We start from the raw sequence: 18,079 nt of genomic DNA, 5'->3' as shown, positions 1-18,079 counted from the left end.
TCAGCCGCCGTCAGCCGTGGCCAGGCTTCCGCTGGCAGGCGCATTGGCATCGTTGCCGAGCAGTTGCAGCCGCAGTCCCCACGGCGACACGAAATCGAGCACCATGCGGCCAGCCAGCGGGCCGGACGTCAGCCGGTGTGGCGATCCGCCGACGTTGACGCCCGTATGCCGCAACCATTCGCTGGCGTGCTGCACATCATCCGAAACGAACTGCAGCGGCCGCTCGGCCCGACCCGATGCGCGGGAAGGGGAGCTGCCGCGGTTGTCGAACAGCTCGACGACCGAGCCAGCACCGCAGGACAGCAGACGGGACGCCGGCACGCCGTCCGCCGTGGCCTCGCCCACCACGGATTCCGGACCAATCAGGCGGCAATCCAGGACATCCTGAAAAAATGCCACGGCCTGTCCCAGGTCCGGCACACCGACACTGACGTAGTCGCCACCGTACAGCGTAGCCGCGCGAGCGCCCGATGGCGCGATCGCGGCCAGGCTGAAAGCGAAAAGCAGCAGCGCGAATAGCGATTTGCCCATGACCCTGACCCTGCACCCGCTCGAATATGCGATGAGCGGCTACATGGGCATCGGCCATCTCCGGCAAAATCCCTGACTGATGGCCAGTAAGTTTCCCTGGGTGAACAATCATCCACGCCCGACATTGTTCCCATGCGGAAACGGAGCGATCAGCCGAATGCGGTTTATCTGCGGCGTTACAGCCCCGATCCTGTTGTCACGCAAACAGACCGGCAGTGCGTTGCGTGCCCCAGATTGATCGTCGGTCCAGTCAATCCATCCATCGCCGAGGACTACCAGAATGAAGCATCATTTCCACAATTTGCTGCAACACCCGCGTAGCCGGTCCGACGGCGCCCATGTCGCGCATCGAGCCACGGCACCTCGCAGCATGGTCGGCAGTGCCGGCTTGCAGCCCCAGGACGGCTACGACTGGCTGCGGCAGATCAAGCAGGTGCAGAGGGTGGGCCGCCTGGCAGGACGTTGACTGAAGAATCTACGGGTGACAGATAGCCCACAGATCACGCTGGAGCGTCAAGGCGCTCCATCTGTAATTTCGCATAATGTATATTATGTCAAATTATAGAAACCCATGAACACAACCAAACGTCGCCCCGTACGCCGCTGGTACGTCTCCCCCGCGGGCTTTGTTGAATTGCGCCGCAGTTGTGGCAAGGCGTGCGCTGCGTACCTGGGCGCGTCGCCGCATACGTACGGTGCGCGGTCGCCAGCGCGTGCCATGGTCCACCGGGCGGCGGTTGCGCCTGTTGCGTTGTGGCAACCTGGGTGCATTGTCCGATGAATGGGCTGGCTGGACGACCAATCGCCTCGGCCTGCATGCACCCACCGGGCGGACCTGCCGCGAACGCGATATGCGTGGCTGGTGGCGAACCTGCGAGCAAGCTCGCCTGTTCCGCGAGACGTACGATCGCGAAACACTTTGAGCCGCCCGCCTCTTCTCCCCTTGCGCTGCTCATCGCATGCCGGGCTTGATTTGGACGCGGCGACAGCCATCTTCATCCAGACCGGAAACGAACCGAAGGAGGCTCGACATGTCCCGCTACACCAGGAACCCCGATGTGTTGTCGCGCCTCAGCCCCGAGCAGTACCGGGTTACCCAGCAGAGCGGCACGGAGCGCCCCGGCACCGGCGAATACCTGCACAACAAGGAGCCGGGTATCTATGTCGACGTCGTGTCCGGTGAGCCGCTGTTCGCCTCGTCCGACAAATTCGAATCGGGCTGCGGCTGGCCGAGCTTCACCAAGCCGATCGAGCCGGCCCACGTCAATGAACTGCGCGACGCCTCGCACGGCATGGTCCGCACCGAAGTGCGCTCGGTGCACGGCGACAGCCACCTCGGCCACGTGTTCCCCGATGGCCCGGCCGATCGCGGCGGGTTGCGTTACTGCATCAACTCGGCCTCGTTGCGCTTCGTCCGTCGCGACGACATGGAAGCCGAGGGTTACGGCGCTTACCTGGACCAGGTGGAGGACGCGCGATGAGTACCGAACGTGCCATTCTGGCCGGCGGCTGCTTCTGGGGTATGCAGGATCTGATCCGCCGCCAGGACGGCGTCGTCTCGACCCGGGTCGGCTACAGCGGCGGCGATGTACCAAACGCCACCTACCGCCACCATGGCAGTCATGCCGAGGCGATCGAGATCGTGTTCGATCCCGCACGAATCAGCTACCGCGCGCTGCTGGAATTTTTCTTCCAGATCCACGACCCGTCCACGCCGAACCGGCAGGGCAACGACCGCGGCAGTTCCTACCGCTCGGCGATCTTCTACACGTCGGAGGAACAGAGGCGAACCGCCGAGGACACCATCGCCGACGTGGACGCCTCGGGCCTGTGGCCCGGCAAGGTGGTGACGGAAGTAGCACCCGCCGGCGACTTCTGGGAAGCCGAGCCGGAGCACCAGGATTACCTCGAGCATTATCCCGACGGTTACACCTGCCACTTCATCCGTCCGGGATGGAAACTGCCCCGTCGCCACGTCGCCGGCTGATGGCGAAAAGCCAGCGTGGGCGGGCTCAACGCCCGAAGATGATTTCCTTGCCTTCGTGGTCGCGGTCCCAACCGCGCAGCTGGTCGCGGATGTGGGCGATGCGCTGACGGCCGAGCGCGTTGCGCTCCTCGTCCAGCACCTGACCATCCAGCAATTCGGCCAGGCGCTGCGCGGTGGGCAGCATGGCGTCCCAGGCGTCCAGCGCGGGCAGCGGCGCCGGCAGGGTCATGAAGAAGCTCACGCCGGGCGTGCGCAGGGTGTCCAGCCGGGCCAGGTCGAAATTGCCCGGCTTGAGCATGTTGGCAACGCTGAAGATCGGCCCAAGCTCGCGTTTGCCGTCGACCAGGCGGTGGTAGATGCCCATGTCGCCGAATTCCAGACCGGCCTTCTCGGCGGCCACGACCAGGTCCGGGCCATGGAAGCGCCCTCCGTCGCGGGCCACCACGAACAGCGTGACGATGCGCTCCACCGGTAACTGGGGTGGACGCCGGCCAAGATCGGACCGTTGCGGCGCACTGGCTGCCGCCGCGGTGGTCGCTGGCACAGGAGTTTCCTCCGCAGCGGACGGGGGGGCTTGCGGCGTCGGCTCGCTGGAGCTGGGTGCGCGCAAGGCATCGATGATCGAGGCGACGTGGTCGGCCAGTTTGGGTTGTGGCTTGGGCTTGGCCTTCGGTGCAGCGGGCAGCGACGTCTTGGCGCGTTCGCCGGACAGCGTGGCACCCAGCCGTTCAAGTTCCTCGCGCAGGCCGATTTCCAGTTCGCCCTGCTGCGGCCTTGCACCGCCGATGAAGGGGTCATCAGTTACGGAATCGCCAGCCTGCTCGCCCAAGGTTGGTTCGCGACGCTCGCCAGCGTGCAGGTCCGACACGACCCGACGCCTGCCCTGCTCCTTCTTCGGCTGGCCGAACAGCCAGATCAACGCCAATACGATCACGCCGACGATCAGCAGCGGAATGCCGACGGCAGGATTCCAGGCAAGGGCAAGCACGGGTTGCAGCGTCATCATGGGTTCCTCAGGCAGCTCCTGCCAGTTTAGCTGCTTCGGCCAGATCTACCTGCACCAACCGCGACACGCCCGGCTCGCGCATGGTCACGCCGCACAGCTGAGTAGCCGCTTCCATGGTGGCCTTGTTGTGGCTGATGAAGATGAACTGCACCTTTTCGCTCATCTCGCGCACCATGCTGGAGAAACGTCCCACGTTCGCTTCGTCCAGCGGCGCGTCCACCTCGTCGAGCAGGCAGAACGGCGCGGGGTTGAGGCTGAAGATCGCGAACACCAGCGCCACCGCGGTCAGCGCCTTCTCGCCGCCGGACAGCAAGGTGATGTTGGACACGCGCTTGCCCGGCGGCCGCGCCATGATCGACACGCCGGTATTGAGCAGGTCGTCGCCGGTCAGTTCCAAGTAGGCATGGCCGCCGCCGAACAGGCGCGGGAACAGTTCCTGCACGCCGGCGTTGACCTTGTCGAAGGTTTCCTTGAAGCGCTGGCGGGTCTCGCGGTCGATCTTCTTGATCGCGCCTTCCAGCGTCTCCATCGCACTGACCAGATCGGCCAGCTGGTTGTCCAGGTAGGTCTTGCGCTCGCTCTGCTCAGCGTGCTCCTGGATCGCGGCGAGGTTCACCGGCTCGATCCGGGCGATTTTCTGGCCGATGTCGGTGAGCTGCTGACGCCACTGATTGGCGTCGATGTCGTCAGCCAGTTCGGCCAGCAGGGTTTCCAGTTCGAGGCCGGAGGCGGCGATCGCTTCGGCCAGCTGTTCGGCGCGCAACTGCAGCGCCTGGGCGGCGAGACGCTTCTCGGACAGGCCCTCGCGCAAGCTGGCCAGGCCCTGCTCCGCCAGATGGCGCTGCTGTTCCAGCTTGCGGAATTCGACGTCGCAATCTTCCAGCGCGCGACGTGCCTCGACCAGCTGCTTGTCGACCAGCAGGCGCTGGTCCAGATAGGCCTGCCGTTCGGCTTCGAGTTCAGCGATCGGATCGGAACCGGCGGCGAGCTGTTCGGTGATCTCGTTGCGGCGCGCCTCGATCTGGCGCAGCTGGGCGTCCATGCGACCGAGTGCCTGTTCCAGCGAGCTCAGCGAAGAACGCTTCGACTCCAGCGCCAGGGCCAGCGAATGCGATTGCTCGGCGGCCTCGCGCGCATTCATGCGCGCCTCCTCGCGTGCTTCGAGCAGTGTGCGACGCTCGTTTTCCAGCTCGCGACGCTGATCTTCCTGGTCGCCCATCAGGCCGACCGACTCATCCAGGCGGGCACGCGCCTCGCGGGTCTGGCTTTGCAGTTCGTCGATCTGCGTGGCCAAGTCGGCCAGCTCGCCGGTGACCTTTTCAGCGCGGGCGCGGGCGGTTTCCAGCTTGCCGCGATGGCTTTGCAACTGGCCGGCCAGTTCGGATTGGCGGCGATGCGCGTTGTACAGCTCGCGCTGCGCATCGTCGCGCGCGCGCTCGGCCTCGAACTTGCTGGTGCGCAGGTTGTCCAGCCGCTCGCTGGCGTCCTCCAGCTGCGCTTCCAGCATGGCAATCTGCTCGACGAGCAGGCGCAATTCGCGCTCGCGCGCCAGCACGCCGACCTGGCTGCCCTGCGCGCGGCGCACACGCGCCCAGCCCGGCCCCAGCCATTCACCGCTGCGGGTGATCACCGACTGGTACGGCGCCAGTGCCGACAGCGCGGCCACGCGCTGATGTGCTTCATCGAGCGATTCGGCAATCAGGACATGGCCGAGGATCGCCAGCGCCGCGGCCGGACCGCGCACATGGGCAGCCAGCGTACCGGCGGTATGGGCGCCGCCGTCGGCGGCGTCGAGCAGCGCCACGTCGGCGTTCTCGAGTGCGTTGAATTCGGCGGCGAGTGCATGCGAACCATCCACCAGCACGCTGTCGAGGAACCCGCTCAACGCGGTTTCCACCGCGGTTTCCCAGCCGGCTTCGACCTGCAGTGATTCACCGAGGCGACGCGAGCGGTCCAGCCCCAACCGGGCCAGCCAGCTGCTGGCGGCGCTTTCTTCCTGACCCAACGCGGCGTGCTGCAGCGCCTCCAGCGAAGCGTGCCGGCCGCGTGCCGCCTGCAACTGCTGACGTGCCTCGTTCAGCGCCGACTGCACCTGGCGTTCTTCTTCCAGCACCTTCGCGTGGCTGGACTTGTGCTGGTCGAGCAGGCTGCCCAGGGTTTCCACGCGTTCGCGCTGGGTTTCATGTTCGTCGATCAACTGCTGACCGGTGGCATCCAGCGCGGCCACGTCGGTGGCCTTCTGCTCGGCTTCCAGCGCCTCGCGTCGGCGCGACAGGTCGATCGCCTGGCGATCGAGGTAATTGAGCTTGGTGCGTTCCACCTCGGCCGCGCGGTTGGATTCGCCGGCGTTGCGGGTGTGGCTGTCCCAACGTTGTTGCCAGTCGGCCAGCTTCGCCTCGGTGCTGCGCTGGGCTTCGGCGGTGTCGTCCTGCAACTGCTGCAGGGCTTCGAGTTTCGGCTCGCCCTCGGCCAAGGCCAGGCGCAGTGCCTCACCCTGTTCGCGGTCGGTGGCGATGTGCTCGGCCAGCTCGGCATGCTCGCGCTCGGCGTCGCCGTGGGCGCGCTGCAGGCGATCGGCGGTTTCCTTGTTGTAACGAACCTGCTGCTCGACCCGCGCGATCTCGGCGCCGACCTTGTACACCTCGGCCTGCACTGCATTCAGGTGTTCGCTGGCGTCGGTGTGGCGTTCACGCACGCTCTCCAGCTGGGCCTCGATCTGGCGCTGGCCGGCCAGCTGCTTCTCGATCTCGATCTCGGCTGCCGACAGGCCAGCCCCCTCGCCGTCGTGCTGGGTCTTCAGGCCGCGATATTCCAGCGCGCGCAGCTCGGCTTCCTTGCGCGTCTGTTCTTCCTTCAAAGCCTTCCAGCGCTCGGCCGCGCGGGCCTGACGGTTCAGGTGTTCGAGCTGCTTGTCCACCTCGTCGCGCACGTCGCGCACGCGGTCGAGGTTCTCGCGGGTGGCCTTGATGCGGCTCTCGGTTTCCTTGCGACGCTCCTTGTACTTGGAGATGCCGGCGGCCTCCTCCAGATGCGTGCGCAGTTCTTCCGGGTGCGCCTCGATGATCTGGCTGATCATGCCCTGTTCGATGATCGAGTAGCTGCGCGGCCCCAGGCCGGTGCCGAGGAACAGGTCGGTGATGTCGCGCCGGCGGCAGCGCGCGCCATTGAGGAAGTACGCGGACTGGCCGTCGCGGGTGACCTGGCGCTTCACCGAGATCTCGGCGTATTGGCCGTACTCGCCCTGGATCGAACCATCGGCGTTGTCGAAGATCAGCTCGACCGTGGCCTGCCCCACCGGTTTGCGCGTGTTGGAGCCGGAGAAGATCACGTCGGTCAGCGAGTCGCCGCGCAGGCGGCTGGCCGCGCTCTCGCCCATCACCCAGCGGATCGCATCGATGATGTTGGATTTGCCGCAACCGTTCGGGCCGACGACGCCGATCATGTTGCTCGGCAGGTGCAAGGTGGTCGGGTCCACGAAGGACTTGAAACCGGCGAGTTTGATCGTGGTCAGGCGCATGCGGTCATCAATGGGTCATCGGGTAACGCCCACCGAGGTGGGCGACAGGTCACTGTGCCAAACGCGGGGCAGAGCTGCAATGCGCGTCGACATGAGGTAGCACTTCAATAATGGTAACTATCTAATTGTTATTATTTGTCTTTTGCATCAATCGACAAGGCATGGATACCACGATCCATCAATCCGTCCAGTGCCGCATAGACCATCCGATGGCGCTTGATCGGCAACTGGCCGGCGAAAGCGGTGCTGACGATGCGCACGTGATAGTGGCCCTTGCCCTCCCCCGCGTGACCGGCGTGCTTGTGGCCTTCGTCCAGCACGTCCAGCTCGGTCGGCGCGAATGCAGCCTCCAAGCGCTCGCGGATCTGCGCAATGACGGGCTGCCCCGCGTTCACGGCAGCACTTTGCGGAACGGCTTGACCGTGGTTTCGCGGTAGACGCCGGCGGCGACATACGGGTCGGCCTTGGCCCAGCTTTCCGCCTCGGCCAGCGAGGGAAATTCGGCCACGATCAGGCTGCCGCTGAAACCGGCCGGACCCGGATCTTCCGCGTCGATCGCCGGGAACGGCCCGGCCAGCAGCATGCGGCCTTCGTCCTGCAACTGCTGCAGACGGGCCAGATGCGCCGGGCGTGCGGATTTGCGCGCTTCCAGCGAGTCAGGGTTGTCGGTGCCGATGATCGCGTACCACATGGTTCAAGCCTCCGGACGCATATAGGGGAACAGCAGCACATCGCGGATCGAGGCCGAACCGGTCAGCAGCATCACCAGCCGGTCGATGCCGATGCCGAGGCCGCCGGTGGGCGGCAGGCCCACTTCCAGCGCACGGATGTAATCGGCGTCGAAGTGCATCGCCTCGTCGTCGCCGGCATCCTTCGCGTCGACCTGGGCCTGGAAGCGTGCAGCCTGATCTTCGGGGTCGTTCAACTCGGAGAAGCCGTTGGCCAGCTCCTTGCCGTTGACGAACAGTTCGAAGCGGTCGGTGATGCCCTTGTCGGTATCGCTCTCGCGCGCCAGCGGCGACACCTCGACCGGATGGTCGGTGATGAAGGTCGGCTGGACCAGCGTGTGCTCGACGGTCTTCTCGAAGATTTCCAGCAGCAGCTTGCCCCAGCCGTAGCCGGGCTTGACCTGCGCGCCGAGACGCTTCGCATGCGCGGCCATTGCCTCGCGATCGCGCAGTTCCTCGCGCCGGATCTCGGGGTTGTGTTCCAGCACCGCGTCTTCCATGCGCCAGCGGCGGAACGCCGGACCGACGTCGATGGCAGCGCCGTCCCATTCCAGCTGCGTGGTGCCCAGCACGGCCTGCGCGGTATCGCGGATCACGCTCTCGGTGAGGTCCATGATCTCGTGGTAGGTCGCGTAGGCCTGGTACAGCTCCAGCATGGTGAACTCGGGGTTGTGCCGGGTCGACACGCCCTCGTTGCGGAAGTTGCGGTTGATCTCGTAGACGCGGTCGAAGCCGCCGACGACCAGCCGCTTGAGATACAGCTCCGGCGCCACGCGCAGGTACAGATCCAGATCCAGCGCGTTGTGATGGGTGACGAACGGCTTGGCCGTGGCGCCACCGGGGATGATGTGCATCATCGGCGTCTCCACTTCCATGAAGCGGCGCGTGGGCGCTTCCAGCCACTGGCGCATGGTGCCGATGATCTTCGAGCGCAGCATGAAGGTGCGCCGCGCTTCCTCGGTGACGATCAGGTCGACGTAGCGCTGGCGATAGCGCTGCTCCACGTCGGCCAGACCATGGAACTTGTCCGGCAGCGGACGCAGGCTCTTGGTCAGCAGACGCAGATGGTCGACCCGGACGGAAAGCTCGCCGGTCTTGGTGCGCATCAGCACGCCTTCGGCGCCCACGATGTCGCCCACGTCCCAGCCCTTGAACGCCTCGTAGGTCTCGCCCAGCGTGCCCTGGTGGATGAACAGCTGGATGCGTCCGCTGAAGTCCTGCAGCTGCACGAAGCTGACCTTGCCCTGCACGCGTTTCAGCACGATGCGCCCGCCCATCTTCACGCGGCGCGCCGCGGCCTCGACGACTTCGGCCGTATGGACGTCCTTGTCGGCGAACTCGGCCTGCAGGTCGCCGGCGAAGCTGTCGACCTTGAAGTCGTTCGGAAACGCGATGCCCTGCCTACGCAACACCCTCAGCTTCTCGCGGCGCTCGGCGATCAGCCGATTGACGTCGGGCTTGTTCTCGTCGATGGGAAGGGTATCGGTCGTTTCACTCATGGGGATTCCATTGCTGCCTGCGCTCGCGCCGGTCGGCGGACGCCTCTTGTCTATCGTCTGGTTGCCAAGCTGATGTGTACCGGTGTCTCTCCGCGGCGGCATCGCACGTCAATCGCCCTTGCCGAACACCTGCTTGGCCGCATGCTTCGTCGCGTCCCAGCCTTCGCGCGCACCGTGGCCGATGGCGATACCGGCTTTCTTCGCGCCATGGCCGATGCCGGTACCGGCTTCCTTGGCACCGTGGCCGACCTTCTTGGCGACGTGCTTCGTGGCGTGGCCGACATCGCGGGCGCCGTCGGCGACGCCGTGGCCGACGGCCTTGGCATCCTGCTTGATGCCCTGGCCGGCACTGCCTTGCTGCGACTGCGCCGCCGCGCCGAACGTGGCCAGTGCGGCGAAGGCGATCAGGATTGCGCAGATCTTCTTGCTGTTCATGCGGGCCACCTCGTCAGTGAGCGGAGCGAAAAGAATCAAGCGTCACGCATCGACGCGTTTGGAACCGGCCTCGAGACCGGATTTCAGGCTTGCTTCGATGAACTCGTCGAGGTCGCCGTCCAGCACTTTCTGGGTGTCCGAACGCTCGATGCCGGTGCGCAGATCCTTGATGCGGCTCTGGTCCAGCACATAGTTGCGGATCTGGCTGCCCCAGCCGATGTCCGACTTGGTCGCTTCCAGCGCGTCGCGCTCGACGTTGCGCTTCTGCACTTCCAGCTCGTACAACTTCGCCGCCAGCATCTTCATCGCGGTGGCGCGGTTGGCGTGCTGGCTGCGGCCGGTCTGGCAGGCCACCACGGTGTTGGTAGGAATATGAGTGATGCGCACCGCCGATTCGGTCTTGTTGACGTGCTGACCGCCGGCGCCGGAGGAACGGTAGACGTCGGTGCGCAGGTCAGCCGGGTTGATGTCGATATCGATGTCGTCATCGACTTCCGGCGACACGAATACCGAGGTGAAGCTGGTATGCCGACGATTGTCCGAATCGAACGGCGACTTGCGCACCAGCCGGTGCACGCCGATCTCGGTCTTCAGCCAGCCGTAGGCGTAGTCGCCCTCGACGCGGAACGTGGCGGACTTGATGCCGGCCACGTCGCCGCCGCTGACTTCCATCAACTCGGTCTTCCAGCCGCGCGATTCGCACCAGTGCAGGTACATGCGCAGCAGCATTTCGGCCCAGTCCTGCGCCTCGGTGCCGCCGGCACCGGCCTGGATGTCGACGAACGCATTCATCGCGTCCATCTTGCCGGAGAACATGCGCTGGAATTCCAGCTTGCTTACCTGCGCATCGAGTTTGGCCAGGTCGTCGACCACCGAATGGGCGGTCTCGTCGTCGCCATCGGCTATCGCCATGTCCAGCAGGTCGCCGGCGTCGGTGAGGCCGGCGGTCAGCGTGTCGATGCCGTGGACGATGGTGTGCAGGCGGGCGCGTTCGCGGCCCAGTTCCTGCGCACGGGCCGGCTCGTCCCATACGGTAGGGCTTTCCAGTTCGCGGGTTACTTCTTCCAGGCGTTCGCTTTTTGTAGCGTAGTCAAAGATACCCCCTAAGCGACTCGACGCGGCCCCGAAGGTCGGCGATCTGCGCATGGATGGGATTGGTCTCGATCATGTTGGTGTCAGGGTTGGATGCAAGCTGTGTAGGATAACAGACGCTCCCGCGCGGCCGCACCGCCGCGCTCGCGGCGGCGCGGCCGACCACGGCGCCGCCGTTCAGGCCAGCGCCTGCTGATGCACCCCCTTGACCGCCCGCCCCGACGGATCGGCCGCGTTCGCGAACGCCGGATCCCATGCCAGCGCCGCCGGTGACGAGCAGGCGATCGACTTGCCGCCGGGCACGGTCGCGGCGCAGGCCTCGCCGGGGAAGTGCTGCTCGAAGATGCGCCGGTAGAAATACGCCTCCTTGGTCGCCGGCGTGTTGAACGGATAACGCGCCGCCGCCGCGGCGAACTCGCGATCACTGACCGCCTGCTCCGCGTGCGCCTTCAGCCCGTCGATCCAGCCGTAGCCCACGCCGTCGCTGAATTGCTCCTTCTGCCGCCACAGGATCGCGTCCGGCAGTGCGCCATCGAACGCCTCGCGCAGTACCGCCTTCTCGATCCGTCCCTGCCCCGCCATCTTGTGCTTCGCATCGAGGTTCATCGCCACATCGATGAACTCCAGGTCGAGGAACGGCACACGCGCCTCCACGCCCCACGCCATCATCGCCTTGTTCGCGCGCAAGCAGTCATAACTGTGCAGCGCGTCGAGCTTGCGCACTGTCTCCTCGTGGAATGCCTCGGCCGACGGCGCCTTGTGGAAGTACAGGTAGCCACCGAAGATCTCGTCCGCACCCTCTCCGGACAGCACCATCTTCACCCCCATCGCCTTGATCCGCCGCGCCAGCAGGTACATCGGCGTGGCAGCACGAATGGTGGTGACGTCGTAGGTCTCGATGTGGCGGATCACTTCGGGCAGTGCATCCAGGCCCTCCCAGAACGTGTAGACGAAGCCGTGGTGCACGGTGCCCAGCGCATCGGCAGCGACCTGCGCCGCGGCCAGGTCGGGCGAGCCGTCCAGTCCGATCGCGAACGAATGCAGGCGCGGCCACCACGCCTCGCTGCGGTCGTCGTCCTCGACCCGCTCGCGCGCGAACTGCGCGGCGCAGGCGGCGACCAGCGAGGAATCCAGTCCACCGGAGAGCAGCACGCCATACGGCACGTCGGTCATCAGCTGACGATGCACGGCCTGCTCGAACGCCTTGCGCAAGGCCGGAGCAGACACGTCATGGCCGCGCGTGGCGGCATAGTCGCGCCATGGCTTGGCGTAGTAGCTGCGCAGCTCGCCGCTGGCGCTGTCGTAGACGTGGCCGGGCGGGAACGGCGCCACGTCGGCGCACACGCCGACCAGCGCCTTCATCTCCGACGCCACGCACAGGCGGCCTTGCGCGTCGTGGCCCCAGTACAACGGGCAGACGCCGATCGGGTCGCGCGCGATCAGGTAGCGCTGCGCCTCGCCGTCCCATAGCGCGAACGCGAAGATGCCGTTGAGCTTGCCCACGAAGTCGCTGCCGTGCTCGCGATACAGCGCGTTGATCACCTCGCAGTCGGAGCCGGTGGTGAATTCGTAGTCGCTGGCCGTGCGCAGTTCGCGATGGTTGTAGATCTCGCCGTTCACCGCCAGCGCCAGCGCGCCGTCGCGCGAACGCAGCGGCTGCGCGCCGCTGGCCGGGTCGACGATGGCCAGGCGCTCGTGCACCAGGATCACCCCGGCGTCGACGAACACCCCGCTCCAGTCCGGTCCGCGATGGCGCTGGCGCTGCGACAGTTCCAGCGCTTGCCGGCGCAGCGCCGCCAGGTCGTCGCCCGGCTGCAGGTCGAATATTCCGAAAATCGAACACATGTTGGAGATTCCTCAGTCGCTGGTGTGGATGCCGCTCTTCTTGAAAGTCGGCCATGGATGGCCGGGTTTGCTCTTGCGCGGATGGACCCGCGCAAAAATCAAACACCCAAAACGAAAGAGGCCCGCACTGGGCGGGCCTCTTTCGCGTATTCAATGGAAACTTGCTGCTACGCGCGGGCCCGCCAACGGTTGGCGTTATTGTTCGCGCGATTATTGTTGTTGCCGGCCAGCACGATGCCCCGCGCGGAAGACGCGGTGAGGTTCAGGCAGCTGGCGGCGACGGAATGCATGGGCGAACTTGAACAGATCGATCCGCCCTTGGCAAGTGCCGCGCGCATCTCGGCCACACGCGTCAATCGCTTGCCGGGGCGGTGATCCAGCGGGTGGCTTCCTCGATCTCCCTGCCGTGGAACAGGCGGAACTCCGCCGGGATGGCAAAGCTGAATGCCATCGCAGTGCCGCGCAACCAGTGCACGTCGGTGACCAGCGCGACACGATCCCATCCGCTGAAATGACGCATGCCCAGCTTGGCGTCGTCCCACACCGCGCCGGGGTCGAAGCCGGTGAAATCGTCGGCGGTGACGTACAACAGGCGCAGCTTGCGGTTGAGCGCGAACGCCGCCTCGACATCCGGCACGATGATGTTTTTGTAATCCGCCGCCGTCACGTGGCCATGGGCACGGAAACCCAGCGTACCGGGCGGCAGTCCTTCGATCAGTGCGATCACGGGCGTTCTCCATGAGCGAGGTGGCGCCAGTCTGGGCCAGGCCGCGTGAAAAACACGCAAGTGGAATCAGGCTGGTTCGATATGCCGCAACAGCAGGCGTGGCGTCTCGCGACCCTGCCAGTCGTTGATGGTCAGCTCGTAGGCCGCACGCAGTCGCGCCGGCGGTGGCCGGCCGTCATAGGCGTTGAACATCACCGCGTCATGCAGCGCGTCATCACGCGGATCGCGCAGTTGCAGGCGCAGATGGCGCTCGCCCATCACCTTCCAGCCGGCGCACTCGAACAGGTTGTCGAACAGCGGCTCGGGGAACGCCTGGCCCCACGGTCCGGCCCCGCGCAATTGGCGGGCCAGCGCCAGCGTGGCGGTACCGGGTGGCAACTCGCCATCGGTGTACAGCACCGCTTGCAGGCGCTCGGCGTCGATCAGCTCGCGCGCGATCGCGTCGAAGGCGGCGGCGAAGCGCGGATAGTCGCCGGTCTTCAGGCTCAGGCCCGCAGCCATCGCGTGGCCACCGAAGCGTTCGATCAGGCCGGGCTGGCGCACGTCGATCGCGGCCAGCGCATCGCGGATGTGGAAACCCGGAATCGAGCGTGCCGAGCCGCGCAGATGCCCGGTGTCGTCCTCGCTGGCGGGGGCGAACGCGATCACCGGGCGATGCAGGCGCTCTTTCAGTTTCGAGGCGACCAGGCCGACCACGCCGGCGTGCCACGATGGCTCATACAACGCCACGCCGACCGCGTCGATGTGGCCCAGGCCCGCCGCCATCACTTCGGCCTCGGCCACCATCGACGCCTGCAGGTCGCGCCGCTCGCGGTTGATCGCGTCGAGCTGTTCGGCGTAGCGACGCGCCTGCGCCACGTCGTCGGTGAGCAGGCATTCCACGCCCAGGCGCATGTCTTCCAGCCGTCCCGCCGCATTCAGCCGCGGCCCGACGGCGAAACCGAGGTCGCTGGAGCACAGCGTCGCCACGCTGCGTTTGCCAGCCTCGACCAGGGCGATGATGCCGGCGCAGGCACGACCACTGCGCATGCGCTGCAGGCCGGCTTCGACCAGCACGCGATTGTTGAAATCCAGCGGCACCAGGTCGGCCACCGTGCCCAGCGCGACCAGGTCGAGCAGTGGCGATAGGTCAGGCTTCGCGCCGGCGAACGCGCCCTCTTCGTACATCCGCGCGCGCAAGGCCAGCAGCAGGTAGAACATCACGCCCACGCCGGCCAGCATCTTGCTCGGGAACGGGTCGCCGGTCAGGTTCGGGTTCACCATCGCATCACACGCCGGCAACTGCCCGCCGGGCAGGTGATGGTCGGTGACGATCACGCGGATGCCGCGTGCCTTCGCCGCCGCCACGCCGGCAATGCTGGCCACACCGTTGTCGACGGTGACGATCAGCTGCGGCGTGGGCTGCAGCGAGGCGACAAAGGCCGGACTGAGGCCGTAGCCGTGCGTGAAGCGGTTCGGAATGGCGTAGCTGACCCGCTGCGCCCCGAGCAGGCGTAGGCCGCGCACCGCCACGGCGGTGCCGGTGGCACCGTCGCAGTCGTAGTCGCCGGCGATCAGGATCGACCAGTCGCCGCGAATCGCCTCGACCAGCAGTTCGACCGCATGCGCCATGCCGCCCAGCAACTGCGGCGACAGCATTCGCGCCAGCCGGTGTTCGATCTGGCCAGGCTCCAGCACGCCGCGCGCGGCGTAGACCTGTTGCAGCACCGGATGCACCGACACCGGCCAGCCGTGCGGCACGCCCTTGCTCTCGCGCCGGCGCAGCTGCAGCACGCTCAACGCCCTGCCCCGCGCCAGAAGCGCCAGCGGTGGAGTGGTTTGTGCCGCCAGCGTTCGCCGCTGGCGAAGTGCAGCACGACGGGCTGGCGACCGAGCAGCGGCAACAAGGTCGGCCACCAGCGCGAGGCGATTTCGTGCGCCGGCAGATCCTGCAGGTCGATCAGCCAGCCCGCCCCGCCTGCGGCGATGGCATCGGCCGTACGCGACTGCTGGGCGAGGCCGGCACGCGCGGCCAGTGCGCACAGCAGCAGGTCGTCGCTGACCACACCCAGCACGTTGCCGGGCAACGCATCCGGCAGGCGACCACCGCCCCACAGCCACAGGCTGTTCACCGGCGCCTGCCCACGCGCCTGCCGCCGGGCATTCAGCGGATGCTGGTGCAGCAGCACCTGGACGTCATTGAGCAAGACCCGCCAGCGACGTCCTTCCGCGCCCTGCGGCAGATGCTGCGCCAGGTCTTCGCCCAACGCCTGCTCGGGCGCGGCGAAACACGGCAGCGATGTATCGACCGGCAAGTGCAGGTGCCAGTGATCCGGCGTGGAAATTTCCAGCTGCATGCCGGCTTCGTCGAACACCGGTCGCAACGGCTCGGCCAGTGCCTGCGCCTCATCCATGCCCAACTGCATCTGGCCACAGGCGAGCAGGCGCACGCCGTTCATGTCGGGCTGCACCCAGGCCGGATCCGCCGACAGCCAGATACCGCCCGCCGCATCGCCGGCGAGAAACTCGCGGGTGATCGCCGCCGCGGGCACGTCCGCGTCGACGCCGGGAAAGTGATCGCCGAGACCGCCCAGATAGCCGACGCCACCATCCAGCAAGCGGTCGGCACGGGGCAGCCATTCGCGCAGCGGATGGGCCGGTTCGAAATGCGCCAGTGCGGGCAGCCACAGTTGCAACGATTGCTCCGGCGTCGGCATGTCTAGGCTTCCAGTTGTTCGACCAGTGACAACCACTCGGTTTCCAGCGCTTCCTTCTCGCGGCGCAGTTCGGTCTGGCGCTGACCCAGCCGCATCATCTCGCTGGTCGAACCGTTGTAGGTGGCGGGGTCGGCCAGTTGAGTCTCCAGCGTGGCCAGTTCGTCGTCGATCGTGGCGGTGCGGGTCTCGATCTTCTTCACCCGCTGGCGCGCGGACTTCTCGCTCTCGCGCTGCGTGGCTGCCTGGCGGCGGCGTTCCTCGGGCGTGGCTTCCGGCACTACCTTGACCACCACCGGCTTGGCCGCCGCCCCGGTCTTCGCCGCCTTCTTGCTGGCCGCGCCGCGCGTTTTCAGCCATCGTGCGTAGTCGTCCAGGTCGCCGTCGAAACTTTCCACCACGCCGTCGGCGACGCGCCAGAAGCTGTCGCAGACCATGCCGAGCAGGTGGCGGTCATGCGAGACCAGCACCAGCGCGCCATCGAAGTCGGCCAGCGCATCGGCCAGCGCCTCGCGCATGTCCAGATCGAGATGGTTGGTCGGCTCGTCGAGCAGCAGCAGGTTCGGCTTGTCCCACGCGATCAGCGCCAGCGCCAGCCGCGCACGCTCGCCGCCGGAGAAACCATCGACCGATTCGAACGCGCGGTCGCCGGCGAAATTCCAGGTACCGAGAAAATCGCGCATGACCTGGTTGGCCACGCCGGGCGCCTTGTCCTGCAGATGATCGAGCGGACTGGCGCCCTCGCGCAGGCTTTCCACCGTGTGCTGGGCGAAGTAGCCGATCTTCAGGTCCTTGTGTGCCTTGCGCTCGCCGCTGAACGGTTCGAGTTCGCCGACCAGGGTCTTGACCAGGGTGGACTTGCCGGCGCCGTTCGGGCCGAGCAGGCCGATCCGTTCGCCCGCCTCGATGCTGAAGCGCACGTCGGCGAGCACGATGTTCGCCACCTCGTCCGCGTGGGTGGACGGATCGGCCAGGTAGCCGGCAGTGATGTCCTCCAGTTGCAGCATCGAGTCGGGCAGTCGCCCCGGTACCGGAAACTGGAAACTGAAAGGCCGCTCGGCACGCACCGCCTCGGTGCCGGCCAGCTTCTCCAGCCGCTTCATCCGCGACTGCGCCTGCTTGGCCTTGCTGGCCTTGGCCTTGAAACGGTCGACGAAAGACTGCAGGTGCGCCCGCTCGGCCTGTTCGCGTTCGTGCGAAATCTGCTGCTGGCGCAATTGCTCGGCGCGCAGGCGTTCGAACGCGCTGTAGTTGCCGGTATAGAGCTTCGCCTTGCCGTCGTTGAGGTGCAGCGTGTGGGTGATCACGCCGTCGAGGAATTCGCGGTCGTGCGAGATGATCAGCAAGGTGCCCTGGTAACGGCGCAGCCATTCTTCCAGCCACAGCACGGCGTCGAGATCGAGATGGTTGGTCGGCTCGTCGAGCAGCAGCAGGTCGGACGGACACATCAGCGCGCGCGCCAGGTTCAGCCGTCCACGCCAGCCGCCGGAAAATTCCTTCACCGCGCGCTCGTGCGTTTCCGGCGGGAAACCCAGGCCATGCAGCAGGCGGCCGGCGCGGGCGCGGCCGTCGTAGCCGTTCAGTTCCTCGATGCGGTGATGCGCTTTCGCCATCGCCTCCATGTCGCCACGATCGCCGGCGTCGGCCTCGTCACGCATGGCGGCGGCCAGTTCCTCGTCGCCGCCCAGCACGTAGTCGATCGCCGCGTCCGGCAGCGCCGGGGTTTCCTGTGACACCGAGGCCAGCCGCAGCTTGGCCGGCATGTCGAGATCGCCGGCATCGCTCTCCAGGCTGCCCTGCAAGGCCGCGAACAGGCTGGATTTGCCGCAGCCGTTGCGACCGATCACGCCCAGCCGCCAACCGCTCTGGATCACCAGGTCGATGTCGGAAAGCAGCAGCCGGCTGCCGCGGCGCAAGGCGAAATGTCGAAAGGAAATCATGGAAAACCTGGATCGGAACTGGGCAGGCAGTCGCCCGCAGCCGCCCATGATAGCGGCGATGGCGCTATTCTCGGCGAAC

General features: G+C 66.5%; 17 protein-coding genes. 3 read left to right on the top strand and 14 right to left on the bottom strand.

The features are described from left to right. A complete protein-coding gene (locus ABD024_RS07850) occupies positions 1 to 531 on the bottom strand; it encodes a VOC family protein (RefSeq protein ID WP_343851332.1) in 531 nt (176 codons plus the stop codon). Positions 532 to 811: 280 nt separating this feature from the next. On the opposite strand from ABD024_RS07850, the gene ABD024_RS07845 reads away from it, so the two are divergent. The 3 genes from ABD024_RS07845 to msrA all read left to right on the top strand — a co-directional run bounded on the left by ABD024_RS07845 (position 812) and on the right by msrA (position 2,518). Further along, entirely contained in the window at positions 812 to 997 is a 186-nt protein-coding gene (locus tag ABD024_RS07845) for a hypothetical protein (protein WP_343851330.1), read from the top strand. A gap of 565 nt (positions 998 to 1,562) precedes the next feature. After that, positions 1,563 to 2,012, top strand: a complete 450-nt coding sequence (gene msrB, locus ABD024_RS07840; protein WP_343851328.1) for a peptide-methionine (R)-S-oxide reductase MsrB — start codon at positions 1,563 to 1,565, stop codon at positions 2,010 to 2,012. Continuing rightward, positions 2,009 to 2,518, top strand: coding sequence for a peptide-methionine (S)-S-oxide reductase MsrA (gene msrA, locus ABD024_RS07835; RefSeq protein WP_343851326.1), 510 nt, complete (start codon positions 2,009 to 2,011; stop codon positions 2,516 to 2,518). Before msrB ends, msrA begins: the two co-directional genes overlap by 4 nt. A 25-nt stretch (positions 2,519 to 2,543) precedes the next feature. Here the strand turns inward: msrA and zipA are convergent, their stop codons facing one another. The 13 genes from zipA to ABD024_RS07770 form a co-directional block, all read right to left on the bottom strand. Further along, on the bottom strand, positions 2,544 to 3,521 hold the full coding sequence (zipA, locus tag ABD024_RS07830) for a cell division protein ZipA (protein WP_343851324.1): 978 nt from the start codon (positions 3,519 to 3,521) through the stop codon (positions 2,544 to 2,546). A 10-nt stretch (positions 3,522 to 3,531) separates the two neighbouring features. Beyond that, positions 3,532 to 7,041: a chromosome segregation protein SMC gene (smc, locus tag ABD024_RS07825; protein ID WP_343851322.1), complete on the bottom strand. Its 3,510-nt coding sequence runs from the start codon at positions 7,039 to 7,041 to the stop codon at positions 3,532 to 3,534. Between the two features lie 131 nt (positions 7,042 to 7,172). Continuing rightward, the gene (locus tag ABD024_RS07820) at positions 7,173 to 7,436 is read right to left on the bottom strand and encodes a BolA family protein (RefSeq protein WP_343851320.1); all 264 of its coding nucleotides are present in this window, start codon (positions 7,434 to 7,436) and stop codon (positions 7,173 to 7,175) included. Next, a complete protein-coding gene (locus tag ABD024_RS07815; protein WP_343851318.1) occupies positions 7,433 to 7,732 on the bottom strand; it encodes a YciI family protein in 300 nt (99 codons plus the stop codon). The genes ABD024_RS07820 and ABD024_RS07815 overlap by 4 nt, the downstream gene beginning before the upstream one ends. A gap of 3 nt (positions 7,733 to 7,735) precedes the next feature. Continuing rightward, a complete protein-coding gene (gene lysS, locus ABD024_RS07810) occupies positions 7,736 to 9,268 on the bottom strand; it encodes a lysine--tRNA ligase (RefSeq protein ID WP_343851316.1) in 1,533 nt (510 codons plus the stop codon). 108 nt (positions 9,269 to 9,376) lie between these two features. Continuing rightward, positions 9,377 to 9,703, bottom strand: a complete 327-nt coding sequence (locus ABD024_RS07805) for a hypothetical protein (protein WP_343851314.1) — start codon at positions 9,701 to 9,703, stop codon at positions 9,377 to 9,379. 42 nt (positions 9,704 to 9,745) lie between these two features. After that, a protein-coding gene (gene prfB, locus ABD024_RS07800) for a peptide chain release factor 2 (RefSeq protein ID WP_343851312.1) occupies positions 9,746 to 10,871 on the bottom strand; the annotation gives its coding sequence in 2 pieces (ribosomal slippage) (positions 9,746 to 10,795 and positions 10,797 to 10,871; 1,125 coding nt in all). Positions 10,872 to 10,972: 101 nt separating this feature from the next. Next, positions 10,973 to 12,640, bottom strand: coding sequence for an asparagine synthase B (asnB, locus tag ABD024_RS07795; RefSeq protein ID WP_343851310.1), 1,668 nt, complete (start codon positions 12,638 to 12,640; stop codon positions 10,973 to 10,975). Positions 12,641 to 12,807: 167 nt separating this feature from the next. Continuing rightward, the gene (locus ABD024_RS07790; protein WP_343851308.1) at positions 12,808 to 12,987 is read right to left on the bottom strand and encodes a hypothetical protein; all 180 of its coding nucleotides are present in this window, start codon (positions 12,985 to 12,987) and stop codon (positions 12,808 to 12,810) included. Positions 12,988 to 12,992: 5 nt separating this feature from the next. Continuing rightward, positions 12,993 to 13,367: a SpoIIAA family protein gene (locus tag ABD024_RS07785; RefSeq protein WP_343851306.1), complete on the bottom strand. Its 375-nt coding sequence runs from the start codon at positions 13,365 to 13,367 to the stop codon at positions 12,993 to 12,995. Between the two features lie 66 nt (positions 13,368 to 13,433). After that, a complete protein-coding gene (recJ, locus tag ABD024_RS07780) occupies positions 13,434 to 15,146 on the bottom strand; it encodes a single-stranded-DNA-specific exonuclease RecJ (protein WP_343851304.1) in 1,713 nt (570 codons plus the stop codon). Then, on the bottom strand, positions 15,143 to 16,063 hold the full coding sequence (locus tag ABD024_RS07775) for a phosphoglycerate mutase (RefSeq protein ID WP_343851302.1): 921 nt from the start codon (positions 16,061 to 16,063) through the stop codon (positions 15,143 to 15,145). Before ABD024_RS07775 ends, recJ begins: the two co-directional genes overlap by 4 nt. Before the next feature lie 2 nt (positions 16,064 to 16,065). Continuing rightward, the gene (locus tag ABD024_RS07770) at positions 16,066 to 18,000 is read right to left on the bottom strand and encodes an ABC-F family ATP-binding cassette domain-containing protein (RefSeq protein WP_343851300.1); all 1,935 of its coding nucleotides are present in this window, start codon (positions 17,998 to 18,000) and stop codon (positions 16,066 to 16,068) included. Between the last annotated feature and the right edge of the window lie 79 nt (positions 18,001 to 18,079).

This window comes from Rhodanobacter soli (assembly GCF_039523495.1).
GTDB lineage: Bacteria > Pseudomonadota > Gammaproteobacteria > Xanthomonadales > Rhodanobacteraceae > Rhodanobacter > Rhodanobacter soli.
This window is presented reverse-complemented; position numbering and strand designations above follow the sequence as displayed.